Raw genomic sequence first — 15,329 nt, forward strand, 5'->3', positions numbered from 1 at the left:
CGAGGTGCCCGCCGACGGGGCTGCGCGCCGGCATGGCGGTTCTTTTGACTTTCCCGTTCGAATGCTTCATGGAGCACCCAGGATGGCGCCCGAGGAAACGCGCACGCGTCTGATCGCCCAGATCGCGAGCCTCCTGAACGACGGGACGATGCCCGCAGACGCCCGCGCAGCGGGGCTGACGCTCATCGGCTGGCTCGCGAGACGCATGCCCGGAGAGGCCGCATCGCGGGATGGTGTCGAGGAGATGTGCCGCCGCGCGGCGGTCCTGGGCTGCCGGCCGCGGCGCATCGGTGGACGGCGCTCCACCTGACCCGGCGTCATTGCGCAGGCCGCGGACGCGCCCGCATGTGTGCCAGCACTGGGTTCTGATGGGCGCCTGATGGGTACCTGATGGGTAACGACGGCGAGGCGAGCTCTAAAAGCGACATCCATACCGTAATTTGTACGTGCCGTAGCGAGCGCGGCTAAGCTCCTGGGTGGCGCGGCTTTCCGCGCCGCGGGGCTCGCGACGCCCGATCCGGGACGTCGGCTCGCTCGGTACCATGGGGTAAACGGCCGCAGTGGGGCCTGTGATAGGTGGTGTTGCTCATGGCGAACCGCGTGGTCGCCCTCCCCGAACCTCACCCGAATGACGATGAAGATGTCGTGTGGGGGATCTCCACGGCAAGCGCGCTGTGGGCGCGCGGCGAGCGGCGCGACGCTATCGTGTGGCTGCGACGCGCGGCCGACGCCGCCGGGGCGGCCGGGCAGCCGTTCCGCGCCTCGGAGCTCGGGCTGTGCGTGACGGCGCTCGAGGAGGTCATGGCCTCGGAGGTCGGGCAGCCGAGTGATCCCGATCTCCTGGAGACCATCGACAGCGAAGGCGACGCGCCGCCCCCGTCCTCCGACGAGGCGCCGCCGTCGGACGAGCAGACCTGGCGCCGCCGCATGTCGCTCACCCAGGAGCTGCGCGCCTCGATGCCCTCGATCGAGATCGACATGTTCGAACCGCTCTCGCAGCCGGAGCTGGCGGCCGAAGCAGAGCGACTGACGGGATCGTCCCGGCCATCGCCGCCGCTCAGCCCGGGCGCAGAGGGCGGGCAGGGCGCCGGTGCGCGACCGATCGCGCCGTTCTCCCCCGCGCCGCCCGGCCATGCGCAAGGCAACATGTCGCCCCCCACGCCGCCGATGGCGCAGCGGCCGACGCAGCAGCCTCCCGGCGGTGCCTCCCCGCAGGCTGCGCCGCCCGTTCAGCCGCCGCCGCCCTTCGCGCCGGCGGCCCCGCCCGGCGTGTCGCGCTCGCAGCCGCCGCCCTTCGCGCCGGCGGCCCCGCCCGGCGTGTCGCGCTCGCAGCCGCCGCCCTTCGCGCCGGCGGCCCCGCCCGGCGTGTCGCGCTCGCAGCCACCGCCCGTGTCGCGCTCGCAGCCGCCGCCCGCCGCGTACCCGCAGCGGCTCGACCCACCGCACGCGCAACCGCTGGCGCCGTCGGCCGCGCCCTCCGCACCGCCGACGGCTGGGCCCAACGTCCAGGCCGGCGCGATGTACCGGAGTCAGCCACCGCCGGCGGCTCCGCTGCCCGCCCCCATGGCGAACGCCATTCCGCCGCTGCCTCCCGCGCCGGGGGTTCCGTCGTTCCGGCAGCAGCTCACCACGGACCCGCTTCTGGTGACAGCGCAGGCGAAGACACCGAGCGCGCGGCCGCCCGCCCCGATACCGCCGCCGGCCGTACCGCGGGGAGCATCGCGGCGGCCGTCATCGATCCCCCCTCGCCCTGCCTCCGTGCCCACGCCGCAGGAGCTGCAGTCTGCCCTACCGCCATCGCCGGAGCGCGGCCGGTCCGACCCCGCGATGAGCCCCCTGCAGCCCCCGCGCCCCGCCGGGACACGCTCCACGAGCGAGCCGCCGCCCGCAGCACCGCGACCTCCTTCGGCGCTTCCGGCGGTACCTGTACCCGCTCCACCGCTGCCGAGCCTCATCGCGGAGCCGCAGCCGCCGGCGACAGGAGGCGCCGCGCCCGCGTCGCGCCCGCCGTCGTTCAGACCTCCGCCAGCGCCGCATCCGGCGTCCCTCGGACTTCCGCCAGCGCCGCTCCCGCCGTCGTTCGGGCCTCCACCCGCGTCGCACCCGCCGTCATTCGGACCTCCGCCAGCGCCGCCTCCGCCCACGCTCGGGTCTCCATCTGCGTCGCACCCGCCGTCGTTCGGACCTCCGCCAGCGCCGCCTCCGCCCACGCTCGGGCCTCCATCCGCGTCGCCCCCGCCGCCTTTTGCGCCCCCGCGCCCGCAGCCTGCGCCAGTACCGCATCCGCCGTCCTTTCAACCTCCGCGCCCGCAACCTCCGCCTCCGCCCGCCGTGCCGACGCCCGCTGCGCCGCCAGCTGGCGTGCTTGCGCCCCCGCAGGTGCTCCCGCCGCCGGTGGCGCCGCCGTCTTTCGCGCCGCCGCAGCCGCCGATCAGCACGCCGCCACACCCGCAGCCTCTGCCTGCCCCGACGTCGCCGCCGCCCACGCTGACCTCCGCGACACCGCCGCCCGGCGCGCTTCCGCCGCCCGCGACACCGCCGCTGGTCTCGTCGATGCCGGTCGCGCCGCCTGCTGCGCCTCCCGATGCGCCCTCGGCGGCCGCCGCGCCACTGCCGTCACCTGCCGCGCCGCCGCTCGCCGCGCCATCGCTGGCGTCCGTGCCGCCGCCTGCGCAGCCCGCGCAGCCCGCCGCGCCATCGTTGCCGGTATCCGCCGCACCTCTGGCCGCAGCGGCTTCGCTCCAGACATCGGCGTCGCACCAGGCCCCGAGCCCTCCAGCCCCCGCCGACGAGCACACGCCCGGCGACGACATCGGCGAGATCGTCGTCGAGGCCGAGGCCCCGACGCCCACCCCGGCCCGCACAGGCACGGCCGCGCCCGCACAGGGAGCGATCAGCTCCAAACGCAGGCCGCGCGAGCCGATCCTCGATCCCTGGTCCGAGGACGCGGAGCCAGCCGCGCCGCCGCGGCCTCCCCAGGAGATCATCACGTCGAACGGCGACACGTACCTCGTCGCCCGCAGGCATCCCTCGACGCCGCAGCCGGGCGACGAAGAGGAAGACGAGGTCGTCACCTCGGCAGCGCCGCTCGATCTGACGCTCAAGCGGAAGCCGATCTCCGCGCGACCTCCCGCGCCCCCGGCGCCTGCGGCGGCGCGCACCCGCCCGGCGACGCCCACCGGAAACGAACCCCCAGGACACCTCGGGGCCTCGGCCGACAGCGTTCCCGCGAAGGGCACCGCGAATTCCGCGAGCGACAGCGCAAAGATCGACCCCCCTGCGAGCGCAGACGCGCCGCCCGCGGAGTCGACGATCGAGGGGACGATCGTCATCGAGCTCTCCGACAGCGACCTCGAAGCGCCGATGTCGAGCCGGCTCGCCACCCCTCCGCCTTCGCCGCAGGCAGCGGAGCAGGACGACGACCTGCAGACGAAGGCCACCCCGTCCCGCGGCGAGCCCGCGCCCGACGGCGCCGAGGTCCAGGCGCCGCGCCCGCGCGCGCTCGACGAAGCCTCCGGCGAGCCCGCGCCGGAACCCGTGGAAGAGGTGCTCGACGACGCGGACCTCGCGCTCGTCGAGGAGCCCCCGGCCCAGGCGCCCGCCGCCGCGCAGCGGCCCGCGTCCGCCACCGACGCCCGCGCGCCGGCCTCGGTCGAGGCCCTCCCCGATCTCGCCGCGGCGCCGCGCGTGGAGGTGCCCGCGGTCGAGGGGCGGCGGTCGGCCGCAGGCGAGAGCGCCGACCTCGCCGCGATGGCGCTCGACGCGCCGCCCAACGCGCCGCCGGAGACCGAGGCGCTCGCGGCCGTCGACCTCGCACCGGAAATCGCGCCGGATCTGCCGCGGCCCGGCGCGGCCAGCGCCGCGCCAGCCGCCGACGCCGCGGCCCTCACCGGCCGCGACCTGGAGCAGATCGAGGCGTTCGCGGACCTGCCCGAGGAGATGCACGACGAGCTCGCGCTCGCAGCGCGCGTGGAAGACCTCTCGTCCGACGAGGAGCTCGCCGTCGACGGGGCAGCGCTGGTCCTGCGCGGGGACGCCGCCGTGTGCGCGAACATCGTCGATATCCCCGCCGAGCGCGCCGCGACGCGGACGCTCGTGCCGTCCCGAGGGACGCTCGAGGAAGGCATCCCCCTGCGCGTCGTCGCCGGCGCGGACGGCGCGCGGGTGGCGATCTGGGGCCAGGCGACCATCGACCACGCGCTCCGCAGCTGCCCCTGGGTGCTCGACGAGCTGCGCACGGTCGCGGACCGGATCCAGTCGCTCGCAGGCGCCACGATGGGGCCGCTGGGCGAGCTCGAAGATCCGCTGCTGCGCCGCGTCCTCGGCCGGCTCCGGCTGCGCGGCCTGGCGCCCGGCGAGCACTTCATCCACGCCGGCAACCCCATCCCCGGGCTCGTGATCATCGGCGCCGGCGCGCTGGAGCTGATCGCGGAGCGATCGCAGGCGCTCACAGGCACAGCGAGGCCCGGCGAGCTCCTGTTCGCCTCGGAGCTGCTCGGAGGCCAGCCGGCGCCGTCGATCGCCCGCGCCGCCGGGGGCGGCGCGCTCGTGCTCCTCGCCGACCACCCCACGCTGCGCGAGCTGTTCGAGAGCACGCCCGAGCTGCTCTCCATCCTGGCGCAGTCGGTCTCGATGGACGCTCAGCGCGGCTGAGGCGGCGCGCGGAGCCAAAGCCGCGCGGGGCTCGGCTGGCTCCGCGCGTCAGCGAGCCCTGGCGGGATGCCCGGCGGGCGGAGCTAGAGCTGGCCGCTGTTCGGCCGCAGCGGCCGCAGCGGCCGCGCGGCCCCCTGCTCCAGCTCGGCGGGATCGACGGGCTCCGCTTCCTCGTTGACCTGCCAGACGAGCTCGCTGTTGCCCTGCGCCCCGGCGAAGCGGAGCCCGAACCACCTCGCGCTCGGCGAGATCGTCGGCTTCCCGTCCGCGGTCGCGCGCGGGAAGCGGATGCGGAACGCCTGGCGCCACACCGTGTTGTACGGAAAGTACGTCCGCTCGAGCGCGTTCGGCTTGGCGATCGCGACGATCTCCTCGGGCGCCGTCTCGTTCCCTGTGTCGTCGATCAGCCGCACGATCCACGCGCTGTTCGGCGTCGAGAGGTCGTTGTACTTGCGCTCGCCCCCGAAGATCGCGACGAAGAACTGGTGGCGCTGGCGCGTCTCCTCGAGCGTCTTCTCGAGCAGCTTCTGCCGCTGCTCGATCGTGAGCCGGTAGTCCTGCGCGTAGCGGACCACGTAGGCCCAGCGGAAGTCCCACGACTCGAAGGTCGCGGTGGCGGTGAGGAAGTTGTCGAGCTCGGAGAGCGCGAACAGGTGCTCCGTGCGCGTCCAGTTGCGCAGCACGTTCTCGTAGTCCGTCGCGACGTACTCGCGGGGGCCCTCGTTCAGGCTCACGAGCTGGGTCGAGCAGCCGGCCGGGCCGAGTAGCGCCGCGAGAACCAGACCGCGCCGGAGCCATCCTGCGTTGACCACGCGGCCAGGGTACCGAGCGCCCGCGCTGGATGCACGCACACTCGAAGCCGATCCCGCGCCTTCGGCGCCTTCGGCGCGCCTTCAGCCAGGAGCGCGCCCGGCGAGCGCGCCCGCCGCGCTCACGGGGGAGCCCGTCGAGCGCCTGTCGGGAAGGTGAACCCGACGCTGAACCGCGCGGCGTAATACGATGCGACGTCGCCGCGCAGCGGGGTCGTGACCGGCAAGAGCACGCTCAGCGCCGGCTGCACGTTCCACAGGATGAACCGGACGCTCGGCGAGATTGCGAACGTCGCGCGCCGGTCGTCCGGCAGGTCCTGGGTCAGCTGGTAGACCTCCCACAGCTCCAGACCCACCCCGACCGGCCTCGCGAGCCGGTAGCCGAAGTAGAACGCCGTGTGCGCCGTGATGTCGGTGCGGCGCTCCCCGGACCGCGCGCGGCGCACGACCAGCGACCAGTCGAGGCCCTGCCTGAGCTGGAAGATGAACGGCCCGGTGATGTGCCGCATGTCGAACCAGGGGCGGAACGTGAGCGTGAGCTCCCGGAAGCGCGTCTCGTCCCACGGCCGCACCACGCGCGCCGTCCGGAGCACCTCGGCCTGGTCGCGCGAGACGTCGCGCGGGACGGGGAGCACGAGGCCGAAGCCTCCGCCGGAGGCGAGCCCGCGCACGCTCGACCAGACGCCGCGCCCGTACAGCTCGGGGCTCCCGAGCAGGATCGACCGCTCGACCCCCGGGACGCTCGCCGCGGCGCTGTCATGCACCGCGCCGACGAACCACTTGCGCGGGACGAGCGGCACCTCCATCTCGCCGTGCGAGTACCAGGCGAAGGCGAGCTTGCCGCCCGCCCGGCTCGCCGCGTCGGGCTCGATCACGGCGGCCGTGTACTCGAAGGTGAAGGTCGGATCGCGCAGCGTGAGCCCGGGGAGCGTCGGGGGCGCGGGGACGTCGAAGACGGCCTCGTCTTCCTCGTCGGACCACGCGCCCGGCGCCGCGGCCAGCGCGGACGCCGGCCGCGCGCACGGCCAGAGCGAGAGCAGCGGCAGGCAGCGCAGCAGGAGCCGCATCGCCGCGCGGGCGAGGCGCCCGTCGGGCGCTGGAACCCGCGCGGGCGGCCTCGTCGCCACGCAGCGAGGGCTACTTCGACCCGAGGCCGAAGTCGTTCGCGGTGACGTAGAGCATCAGCCCGAGCAGCATGAACACGCCGACCAGGTGGATGTGCGCCTCGACGCGCGCGTTCGGCCGGCGCCGCGTGGCGGCCTCGTAGAACAGGAACATCAGGCGGCCGCCGTCGAGGGCGGGGAACGGGATCAGGTTGAACGCGCCGAGGTAGGCCGAGAGCACCCCGAGGAACTCGAGCCCGTGCGGCAAGCCGCGCTTGGCCGCGTGCGCGGTCTCCCCGATCATCCGCGCCGGGCCCCCGAGCTCGCCCTCGATCTTGCCCGTGAGGACCTGGCCGAGCCCGACGACAAGGTCCTGCACGACCTTCGGCGGCATCTTCAGCGCGAGCAGCGCGGCCTCACCCGCGGTCACCGGCACCCGCTGGACCGGCCCGACGGGGATCACGCCGATCTTGCCCGAGCCGCCCTCGTTCGCAGGCGTGACCTTGGCCTCGACGCGCTCGCCCGCGCGCTCCACCACGATGTCGAGCGGGCGGCCGGGGCTCTTGGAGATGATCTCCGCCATCTTCTCCCAGTCCTGGACCGGGGTCCCGTCGATCTCGACGATGCGGTCGCCGTCCTTCAGGCTGGCCGCCGCCGGCATCCCGGCGACCACGCCGATGTCGGTCAGGCGGTGGGGCTTGCCGCCCACCATCAGGCTCGCGAAGAAGAGGACCGAGGCGAACAGGTAATTGGCGAGCGGACCGGCGAAGATCGCGGCGATCCGGCCCATCAGGCTCGCGTTCGCGTAGCTGCCCTTGTCCTCGGGATCGACCTCCTCGAGGGGGTTCATCCCCGCGATCTGCACGTACGCCAGGAAGGGGATCATGGCGACCTGGAACACGGTGGGGCCGTGCTTCACCGGGTCGTGGCGAAAGAGCCGCACGCGGACCTTGTCCGCGGCGGTCGTGAACCAGTAGTACCCGTCCTTCGGGACAACCTTGAAGAAGGTGGGGCCGAAGCCGATCGAGAACTTCAAGACGCGCATGCCGTAAGCGCGCGCGGCGAGGAAGTGCCCCCCCTCGTGGACCACCATCAGCAGGGCGAGACCGAGGATGCCTACGAAATACCAGCCGACCATCTCCGGCTAGTCTAACCAGGGCGGGCCCTGTCCGCACGCGCCCGATGTCCGCGCCGTACGCCCGCCCCGGCGAGATGCCGCCCGCGGCGGAGGCCGTGCGCTCCCGCCGGCCCCGGATGCGCCAGGAGAGCGCGACAGCAGGGCGGCGCCCGGGGCGGCTCAGCCCGCCAGAGGGCCAGAGCCGGCGGGGAGCGGCTCAGCCGACGAAGAACGAGACGCCGACGCTGAAGAAGGGATACCCGATCCGCATCGTGAGCGACATGTTGTCGTTGAAGTGGTAGCGGCCGCCGACCATGGTGACGAAGTCGAGCCACACGTCGTTGTAGAACCCGTCGGTGCGGACGACGGCGCCGAGATCCGCGAACGCGCTCCACTGATCGGTGAAGAAGAAGTTCCACTGCATGGTGACCGGACTCCAGATGGTGAAGTCGCGGCGGCAGTACCTGCAGTTGGTGAGATCCAGCCCGAACGAGATGGCGACAGTGTTGTTGAGCTTCGGGATGAACGCCGGGTCAGCGAGCTCGATGCTCGCCCTGAAGCCGACGCCGAACTCCGGGTCGCCGAAGTCGTTGTAGCGCCTGGGCCCGTACCGCCCCAGGCCGTAGTCGCGGTGCAGGAAGACGAAATTTCCGTGCGGCTCGAGCTCGGCGAAGTAGCGGGGGTGATCGTTCGGATTCTTGATGTTCGCCTGCGCTTCGGGCGCGAGCGTGAGGAGGGTGGCGCCGGCTAGAGCGACGCTCACGAGCGAGGGCAGCGCTTTCATCAGCTCTTCGTACCAAAGGAAGGGCAGCGACGGAAGCAAACGGGCACGTGTCGGCTGCATGACGGCCGCCGCTGGAAGGTGATGTCGCACATCGCCCGGCGCGAGCCGAGCGCGCGCGGGCCCTGGCCGAGGCGCGCGCTCGTCTGGCTGAAGCGCGCGCTTTGGGGTAAGCCGGGGTAGCCAGAGCCGAGCGCCGCACGCGCGGCGCACCTCGGAGGGGCGGCCTTCCCCGGAGCGTCGAGATGAGAGGATCGACAAGCGTCATCCAGCTGGCCCGTGGCTGCGCGCGCATCGGCGGCGCGCTCGTCGCGGTCGCCGCGATCGCGTGCAGCGGCACGATCCAGGTCGCGGGGCCGCCGCCCGAGGAAACGGCGCCCCCGCCGGCGCAGGCGCAGAAGCGGCCCCCGCCGGCGAAGGCCCCCGAGGCGCCGGCGCCGCAAGCGCCCGCCGCCGTCGAGCCTTTCGTGACCACGCGGGACTCCGACGAGTGGGTGCGCCAGACGCTCAAGCTGCAGGCGCGCTACGAGCGCGTCCTCGTCGTCGGCGCGCCGGCCCCCGCCGCGATCCGCGTGGCCGCGCTCGATCTGAGCGCGCGCGGCGCTGCGGCCGAGCCGCGGGACCTCCCTGTCACACGCGCGTTCGCCACGCTCCAGGAGGCGGCGGACGCGGCGCGCGGCGGCGATCTCATCGCGGTGTTGCCCGGGACGTACGCGGGGTTCTCGGTGGGTGACAAGCCGAGCGCCGGCCAGGAGCGGTACATCCATTTCAAGGCGATGGGGAGCCCGGGCGAGGTCGTGATCAACCGGGCGTGCGCCGCCGATCCGAACTGGATGATTTACCTGAAGGCAGCGCACCACGTCGTGATCGAGGGCTTCCGTCTCGCTGGCAGCAGCGCGCCTGGCAGGCAGAGCGCGGCTGAGCCGAAGGCGGGGATCATGATCGACGGCGCCTTCGGCGAGACCAGCAGGCTCGCGCACCACATCGCCATCGTCGGCAACTTCGCTCATCACCATCGGACGTGGGGGTTTCACTCCACCGACAGCCACACGGTCCTCCTGCAGGACAACCTGTTCGCCTTCTCGGCGGGCGAGCACGGCGCCTACATATCCGACGGATCGGACAACTACGTGGTCCGTCGCAACGTGTTCTTCGGCAACAACGCGAGCGGGTTCCAGGCGAACCTCGATCCGGAGGCCTCGCTCGACGCGGTGCTGGAGCACCCGTCGTTCCGGGATCATCCGCGGAGGGAGCCGACCCGCGCCTGGGCCGCGGAGCTGATGAAGCGCGCGACGGAGCGGTTCGGCGAGCACGGGTTCCCGGACGGCCGCGGCGTGAACTTCATCATCGAGCAGAACGTCATCAACGGCAACGGGCGCAGCGGCGGGGGGGCGATCAACCTCGCAGGCGTGTCGGACTCGGTCGTCCAGAACAACCTCATCTATGGCAACCTCGCCAGCGGGATCGCGCAATGGGACAACGCGAACCCGTTCGACCGGGCCTATGTGGAGCCCGGCCCGCGCGCTCCGGAGCAGGTGACAGGACCTGACGCGCTGCCGCTCTGGGGCTGCCGCAACAACCTGATCCGCAACAACACCGTCGTGCTGAGCGCGAGGGGCCGGCCCGCGCTCCAGTGCGGCAATGGGAGCTGGGGTTGCCGCCTGCGGAACAACGTCCTCGTGAGCGACGCCTCGCCGTCGATCGAGGTGCTGAGCACGAGCATCTACCGGTTCGACGCCGGCCACAACGTGGTGACCCAGGTGAGCTACGGCGGCATGCCGGAGGGGCTGAAGCGCCTGGCGGCGGCGCTTCCGGAGACGCGGGCGATCACGGGCATCACGCGCGCGCGGTTCGCGACGGAGGTGGTGCGCGCGAGCGAGGAGCCGTGGGTGATCCTCGAGGGGGGCTGGTGGAAGCTCAACCCGAACCGGCCGGATTTCCGGCCGAAGCGGTCGTCGAAGATGCTGCTAGGGCAGGGCGACGCGCGCGAGGTGCCCCCGCGGGATCTGCTGGGCGTGGAGCGCAGCGGCGCGGAGCTCGGGGCCCTGTCGCCGGGGCCGTGAGGGAAGGCGGCGACGCAGGGGTCAGCGCCGCCGGCCGCGGCGGCCGGGCGATGGCGAGCTGGCGAGGCGCATCGGCGAGGCAGGGAAGGCAGGCGGCAGCGAGCGCCGCGAAGCCGCGGCTCTGCCAGGCGCAGGCGCCCTCGGGCACGACCACGACGGCTATGCCCGGGCGCGCTGAGATGCCAACGGACGCTGGAATGATGGCGACGCCCCCCGCGAGCGTGGGCGCTTGCGAGCGAAAAATGTTGCCGGGGGTGAGAAACAGGCGAACGATCGCGCCGCGTTGGGGCAATGACGTGGAAAATGGCCGCGGCGTGCCCAAGGAGAATGGCGATGCGCAGCAAGACTTCTTCTTTGGTTATCGTGTTCAGTATCGCGGCGTTCGCGGCGTGCTCCGGGGAAACGACGGAGAACCCCGGCGGGGGCGGCGGGAGCGGCGGGGGGACGACCAGCACGACGACGTCGAGCACCACGACGACGACCACTGGCTCGGCCACGAGCTCGACCACAGCCGCGTCGACGACGGCGGCATCGAGCGGTTCGGGCGGAGGGGCGGGACTGACCGAGTGCGAGGAGGCGTGCGCGAAGGTCGAGGAATGCAGCGATCTCAGCTGCGAATCCCTTTCCATCAACTGCTCTGAGCCGGGCTACGAGTGCGCTTCACAGTGCATCCTCGACACAGCGTGCGAAGACCTGAACGTCACGAACACCGACCTGCTGGTCTGCCTCAGCGACTGCGATGCCGGCGCTGGGGGCGGAAACGCTGACGCTACAGCGTGCCGGTCCTGCGCCATCGCGAACAGCTGTCTGACCCTCTGCGCGCTCAGCGGCACATGCCAGAGCTGGCTTGAGTGCGCTCAGGGGTGCTTCCAGAACGACCCGCAACCCACCTGCTTCGACGCGTGCGACACGCAGTTCCCTGGCGCCGAGCGTCAGTTTGACGCCGTATATAGCTGTGCGTGCACGAACTGCGATGAGAGCTGCGACACGGTCGCGGCTCCGTGCAACTGAGCGGTCCGCGTCGCGGCGCGACGACGGCTCCTCCCGTATGAGCGCTTTCCTTCACCTCCTGGATCGCACGTCAGGTCGAAGGGCAGACGGCGGATAGCCTCCAGCCAGCACGCCGGCCGCGTGTACACTCTCCCTCGTGTCGACCGCGCCGACCCGCGATCCCCTCCGGGCTCCCCTATCGAACGCCCCCACACCCTCCCGGCGCCTTGTGCCGGGCCACACGGCGCCAGGCTGGCTCGGTGCTGTGATATGGCTCACGGCGTGCGCTGCGCCAAGCGGCGGTGGCTCAGCGAGCAAGTCGGACGCTACGGGCGAGGCCGGCGCAGTCCCCGCAACGGACACGGCCCAGGCTGGGGCTCTCGGCGCGGCTTCCGCGCACGCCGCGCGTGCGCCCGGCGGAAGCGCGGACGCCGGCGCTGCCCTCCCGGATATCGCCAGCGCCGCGCCCCTGTCCGCCGCCGCTCCCGTGCCCGTTGCAGACGACGCGGGCGCCGCCCTCGCCGAGCCCCATCCGCTCGGCTCGGCCAGCGCCGGTCCTCCCCCCCTCCCCCCACAGCCGCCCGGGCTCCCGCCGGCCCCCGGCCCCTGCCCCGCCGACATGGCCCTCGTCGGCGGCTTCTGCATCGATCGCTACGAGGCGCACCTTGTCATCGACGCCGGCGGGGAGCTCGCCGTCCACCCGCACTTCAAGCGCCCCGAGCCGGGCGTCCGCTACCTCGCCCGCAGCGCGGCCGGCGTCTTTCCGCAGGCGTACATCAGCCGCGTCGAGGCCAAGGCCGCCTGCGTCGCCGCCGGCAAGCGCCTCTGCACGCGGCGGGAATGGCAGCGCGCCTGCCGCGGCAACGGCGCCCACCGCTACCCCTACGGCCCGCGCGGCGAGCGCGGGCGGTGCAACACCGGCAAACCCCACCTCCTGCGAGAGCTCTTCGGCGAGCACCCGCCGGGCGGGTGGAGCTACGAGCGGCACTTCAACAGCCCCGACCTCGACCAGAAACCAGGCTTCCTCGCGAGGAGCGGCGAACACGCCGGCTGCGCCAGCGAGCTCGGCGTCCACGACATGGTCGGGAACCTGCACGAGTGGGTCGGCGACATGGTCGATGGCGAGCTCGTGATGCGGATGAGCACCGAAGGCGTCGAGCGCCGCGATCAGCCGTGGCACGAGGGAAACGGCGTGTTCATGGGCGGCTTCTTCAGCACGACAAGCGAGCTCGGCCCCGGCTGCTATTTCACCACCATCGCCCACGAGCCGACCTATCACGACTACTCCACGGGATTCCGCTGCTGCGACAGCGTCGAGCCGCCCGCCGCGCCGGCGGCGACCGACGCGAGCCAGCGAGACGGCGGCTGACGTCGCGGCCGGCCGCGACGCGCGGGCCGGCGCCGAGATCGCCCGGCGCCCGCCGGCCTCGGCGCCCGCTGGCCCCGGCGAGCTCGCCCGCGGCGGCGCCTGATCGGGTATTTCTCCGACGAAGAGGACAGCCAGGCGTTCCCGCTGGCGCCGCTCGCCCTGCTCTATCCCACGAAGGGGAATTTCGTGGCCGTGATCGGCAACCTGGAGGGGCTCTCTCTCGTTCGCACCGTCAAGGGGGCGATGCGCGGCGCGACCGATCTGCCCGCCTATTCCCTGAGCGCTCCGGCGCTCGTTCAGGGCGTGGACTGGTCCGACCACCGGAGCTACTGGGAAGCGGGTTATCCAGCGGTCATGATCACGGACACGGCGTTCCTGCGCAACCGGCGTTACCACACCGACAAGGACACGCCGGATACGCTCGACTACCCGCGCGCTGCAAAGGTCGTCACCGGCGTGGCCCAGGCCGTCCTCGCGCTCGCGAACGAGTGAGCGCTCTCCCGTCGCCGTGCCGTTCGCTCCTCCCCGGACGGCGCACGCGCGCCGCGCCGGTGCGACCGGAACCTCGGTCTCGATCGGCCGAGGCAAGAATCCGTCGCGCAACGCTGGCGGCGGGTCGTTGACAGGTTGTCAGCGCCTCCGGATAGGATGCCCGATGGCCGAGATGGCGCTGGGCTGTTCGCACGGATAGCCCATGTCCGCATTCAGCGGGCAGCCATCGCGGCCGCAAGGGAGGAATCGTGGCGAGACCGAGACAAAAGAAGTCAGCGCCGGCCAAGCCGAGCGCGCCGAACGAAGCTGCCGAGGCGTTTGCGCAGATCGAGCCCGAGCTCGAGCGCGTCGAGAAGGTGGTTCCCATCAACGTCGATATCCCGCGCGCGGTCGCCGTCGCCGTGGGCGCCGTCCCGCACCTCAAGGCGCTGCGCGCGCGCTTCGTGGACGAGCTGCCCAGGTTCCCGATCGAGGCGCTGGACAAGCTGATGAGCTACGCGCTCGGCGCCTGGTACGCGCACCTGCTCGCGCTGCCCGCCGGTCCGGGCGAGGACGGGCTGAAGCCGCTCCTCGACGAGGCGTCCGCGCTGCGCGCCGACCTGCTCGTGGCGGCGGAGGCGCTCGCGCACAAGGGCTTCGTCGACGCGGCTCGGGTCGCGGAGATCCGGAGCGGCAAGGGCCACCTCGACACGGCCAACGATCTGGTCGCGCTGGGCGCGCTGTTCGGCGAGGCGTGGGACGCCGTGAAGAACAGGACGACGGTGGAGTGGGCGGACGTCGAGCGCGCCTCGAAGCTCGGCCCGGAGCTGCTCGTCGCCCTCGGCGCCCGCAACCAGCCGGGGCTCCCGGCGCCCAGGGCCGCCGATCCGGCGGATCGGCGGGCGCGGGCGTTCACGCTGCTCGTGCGGGCGTACGACCAGTGCCGCCGCGGGGTCACGTACCTGCGCTGGGCCGAGGGGGACCACGATGCGATCGCGCCGTCGCTCTTCGCGAGCCGGGGCGGCGCGCGGCGCGCGGGGCCGGCGAAGGAGGAGGCAGCGGACGAGGGGGCGGGGGGAGAGCCCGCGGATCCGTCGGACGCACAGACGGCCTAGGCACCGACCGGTCCGACCGGTCCAATCCCACCGGAAGTACGCCCTTCGAGCGGTCGGCTCGCCCCTGCAGGCGGCATCGCGACGCCGGCGGGGCGGTCCGACCGCCCCGCTGCTGTCGGGATAGCTGTTCAGAAGGCGGTCCCACCGCCTCCCGTGGGTCGAGATCGACGCCGAAACGGCGATCCCACCGCCTCCCCGGGTCTTGAATCGATGCCGGAGTGGCGGTCCGACCGCTCCGCCGCTGTCGAGACGATAGTGCAACGGGCGGTTCGACCGCCCCGTCGACATGGACGCAGCCGGCCGCTACCAACGCGAGGAGCGGAAGACGTTCGCTGCCTTCCCCGGCAATCGCTACGACATCGACGAGCGATTCGGTGACACCCCGTCATGGCTCGGCCCGGGCCCGGCGTGGCATGATCGGCCCATGGATGGCGAGCAGCACAGGCAGGACGGCGGACCGCAGGCGGCAGCCTCGTCACCGCCGCAGCATGCCGAGGAGCCGAGCGTGAATCCGGTGGACCGGCCTGATCCGATCATCGAGCTCTATAAGAAGCACGTCGACCGCAGCCTGCTCCGGGAGAACCTGAAGCTGACGCCGGAACAGCGCCTGCTGAAGCTGATGGACCTCCAGCGCTTCGCGGCCGAGCTCCAGCGCGCCGGCCGCGCAGCAAGGAAGCGCGCGTGACCGACCTGCGCCGGCTCATCGATGTGCTCGTCAAGGGCGGCCTCGAGCTCATCCCCACCGGAGGCGCCGGAGCGATCGCGCCGCCGGGAGCGTTGTTCCGCTGCCGATCCAAGGACATACTGCCCGCGAAGCAGCCCTCACCTCCCTGGAGGCGCTGCGGTCCTCGGAGCTGA

Annotated in this window: 15 protein-coding genes; 9 read left to right on the forward strand and 6 right to left on the reverse strand. The window is 72.8% G+C overall.

From position 1 onward, the window contains the following. The first annotated feature begins 82 nt into the window (after positions 1 to 82). Complete coding sequence (locus tag WMF44_RS42805; protein ID WP_162144043.1) at positions 83 to 310, forward strand: hypothetical protein; 228 nt, start codon at positions 83 to 85, stop codon at positions 308 to 310. Positions 311 to 620: 310 nt separating this feature from the next. On the opposite strand, the gene WMF44_RS42810 is transcribed toward WMF44_RS42805, so the two are convergent. Continuing rightward, the gene (locus WMF44_RS42810) at positions 621 to 980 is read right to left on the reverse strand and encodes a hypothetical protein (protein WP_437295800.1); all 360 of its coding nucleotides are present in this window, start codon (positions 978 to 980) and stop codon (positions 621 to 623) included. Between the two features lie 249 nt (positions 981 to 1,229). Then, the gene (locus WMF44_RS42815) at positions 1,230 to 1,502 is read right to left on the reverse strand and encodes a hypothetical protein (RefSeq protein WP_437295801.1); all 273 of its coding nucleotides are present in this window, start codon (positions 1,500 to 1,502) and stop codon (positions 1,230 to 1,232) included. A gap of 829 nt (positions 1,503 to 2,331) precedes the next feature. Between WMF44_RS42815 and WMF44_RS42820 the strand changes: the two genes are divergently transcribed. Further along, entirely contained in the window at positions 2,332 to 4,653 is a 2,322-nt protein-coding gene (locus WMF44_RS42820) for a hypothetical protein (RefSeq protein WP_437295802.1), read from the forward strand. Between the two features lie 83 nt (positions 4,654 to 4,736). On the opposite strand, the gene WMF44_RS42825 is transcribed toward WMF44_RS42820, so the two are convergent. The 4 genes from WMF44_RS42825 to WMF44_RS42840 all read right to left on the reverse strand — a co-directional run bounded on the left by WMF44_RS42825 (position 4,737) and on the right by WMF44_RS42840 (position 8,466). Further along, positions 4,737 to 5,465: a hypothetical protein gene (locus WMF44_RS42825; protein WP_437295803.1), complete on the reverse strand. Its 729-nt coding sequence runs from the start codon at positions 5,463 to 5,465 to the stop codon at positions 4,737 to 4,739. 119 nt (positions 5,466 to 5,584) lie between these two features. Continuing rightward, a complete protein-coding gene (locus WMF44_RS42830; RefSeq protein WP_437295804.1) occupies positions 5,585 to 6,589 on the reverse strand; it encodes a hypothetical protein in 1,005 nt (334 codons plus the stop codon). Between the two features lie 10 nt (positions 6,590 to 6,599). Beyond that, complete coding sequence (locus tag WMF44_RS42835; protein WP_437295805.1) at positions 6,600 to 7,703, reverse strand: M50 family metallopeptidase; 1,104 nt, start codon at positions 7,701 to 7,703, stop codon at positions 6,600 to 6,602. A 196-nt stretch (positions 7,704 to 7,899) separates the two neighbouring features. Next, positions 7,900 to 8,466 (reverse strand): hypothetical protein, encoded by a 567-nt coding sequence (locus tag WMF44_RS42840; RefSeq protein WP_157907259.1) that lies wholly within the window; start codon positions 8,464 to 8,466, stop codon positions 7,900 to 7,902. 242 nt (positions 8,467 to 8,708) lie between these two features. Between WMF44_RS42840 and WMF44_RS42845 the strand changes: the two genes are divergently transcribed. From WMF44_RS42845 to WMF44_RS42875, 7 genes are all read left to right on the forward strand, one after another. Next, positions 8,709 to 10,526, forward strand: a complete 1,818-nt coding sequence (locus WMF44_RS42845; RefSeq protein ID WP_437295806.1) for a right-handed parallel beta-helix repeat-containing protein — start codon at positions 8,709 to 8,711, stop codon at positions 10,524 to 10,526. Between the two features lie 254 nt (positions 10,527 to 10,780). Further along, on the forward strand, positions 10,781 to 11,167 hold the full coding sequence (locus tag WMF44_RS42850) for a hypothetical protein (RefSeq protein ID WP_437295807.1): 387 nt from the start codon (positions 10,781 to 10,783) through the stop codon (positions 11,165 to 11,167). An 836-nt stretch (positions 11,168 to 12,003) separates the two neighbouring features. Continuing rightward, the gene (locus WMF44_RS42855) at positions 12,004 to 12,885 is read left to right on the forward strand and encodes an SUMF1/EgtB/PvdO family nonheme iron enzyme (RefSeq protein ID WP_437295808.1); all 882 of its coding nucleotides are present in this window, start codon (positions 12,004 to 12,006) and stop codon (positions 12,883 to 12,885) included. 186 nt (positions 12,886 to 13,071) lie between these two features. Next, a complete protein-coding gene (locus WMF44_RS42860) occupies positions 13,072 to 13,377 on the forward strand; it encodes a M28 family peptidase (protein ID WP_437295809.1) in 306 nt (101 codons plus the stop codon). Positions 13,378 to 13,625: 248 nt separating this feature from the next. Further along, complete coding sequence (locus WMF44_RS42865; RefSeq protein WP_437295810.1) at positions 13,626 to 14,471, forward strand: hypothetical protein; 846 nt, start codon at positions 13,626 to 13,628, stop codon at positions 14,469 to 14,471. Between the two features lie 286 nt (positions 14,472 to 14,757). After that, positions 14,758 to 15,156, forward strand: a complete 399-nt coding sequence (locus WMF44_RS42870) for a hypothetical protein (protein ID WP_437295811.1) — start codon at positions 14,758 to 14,760, stop codon at positions 15,154 to 15,156. Then, entirely contained in the window at positions 15,153 to 15,329 is a 177-nt protein-coding gene (locus WMF44_RS42875; protein WP_437295812.1) for a hypothetical protein, read from the forward strand. Before WMF44_RS42870 ends, WMF44_RS42875 begins: the two co-directional genes overlap by 4 nt.

This window comes from Sorangium sp. So ce426 (assembly GCF_051475585.1).
In the GTDB taxonomy this organism is placed as follows: Bacteria; Myxococcota_A; Polyangia; order Polyangiales; family Polyangiaceae; genus Sorangium; species Sorangium cellulosum_B.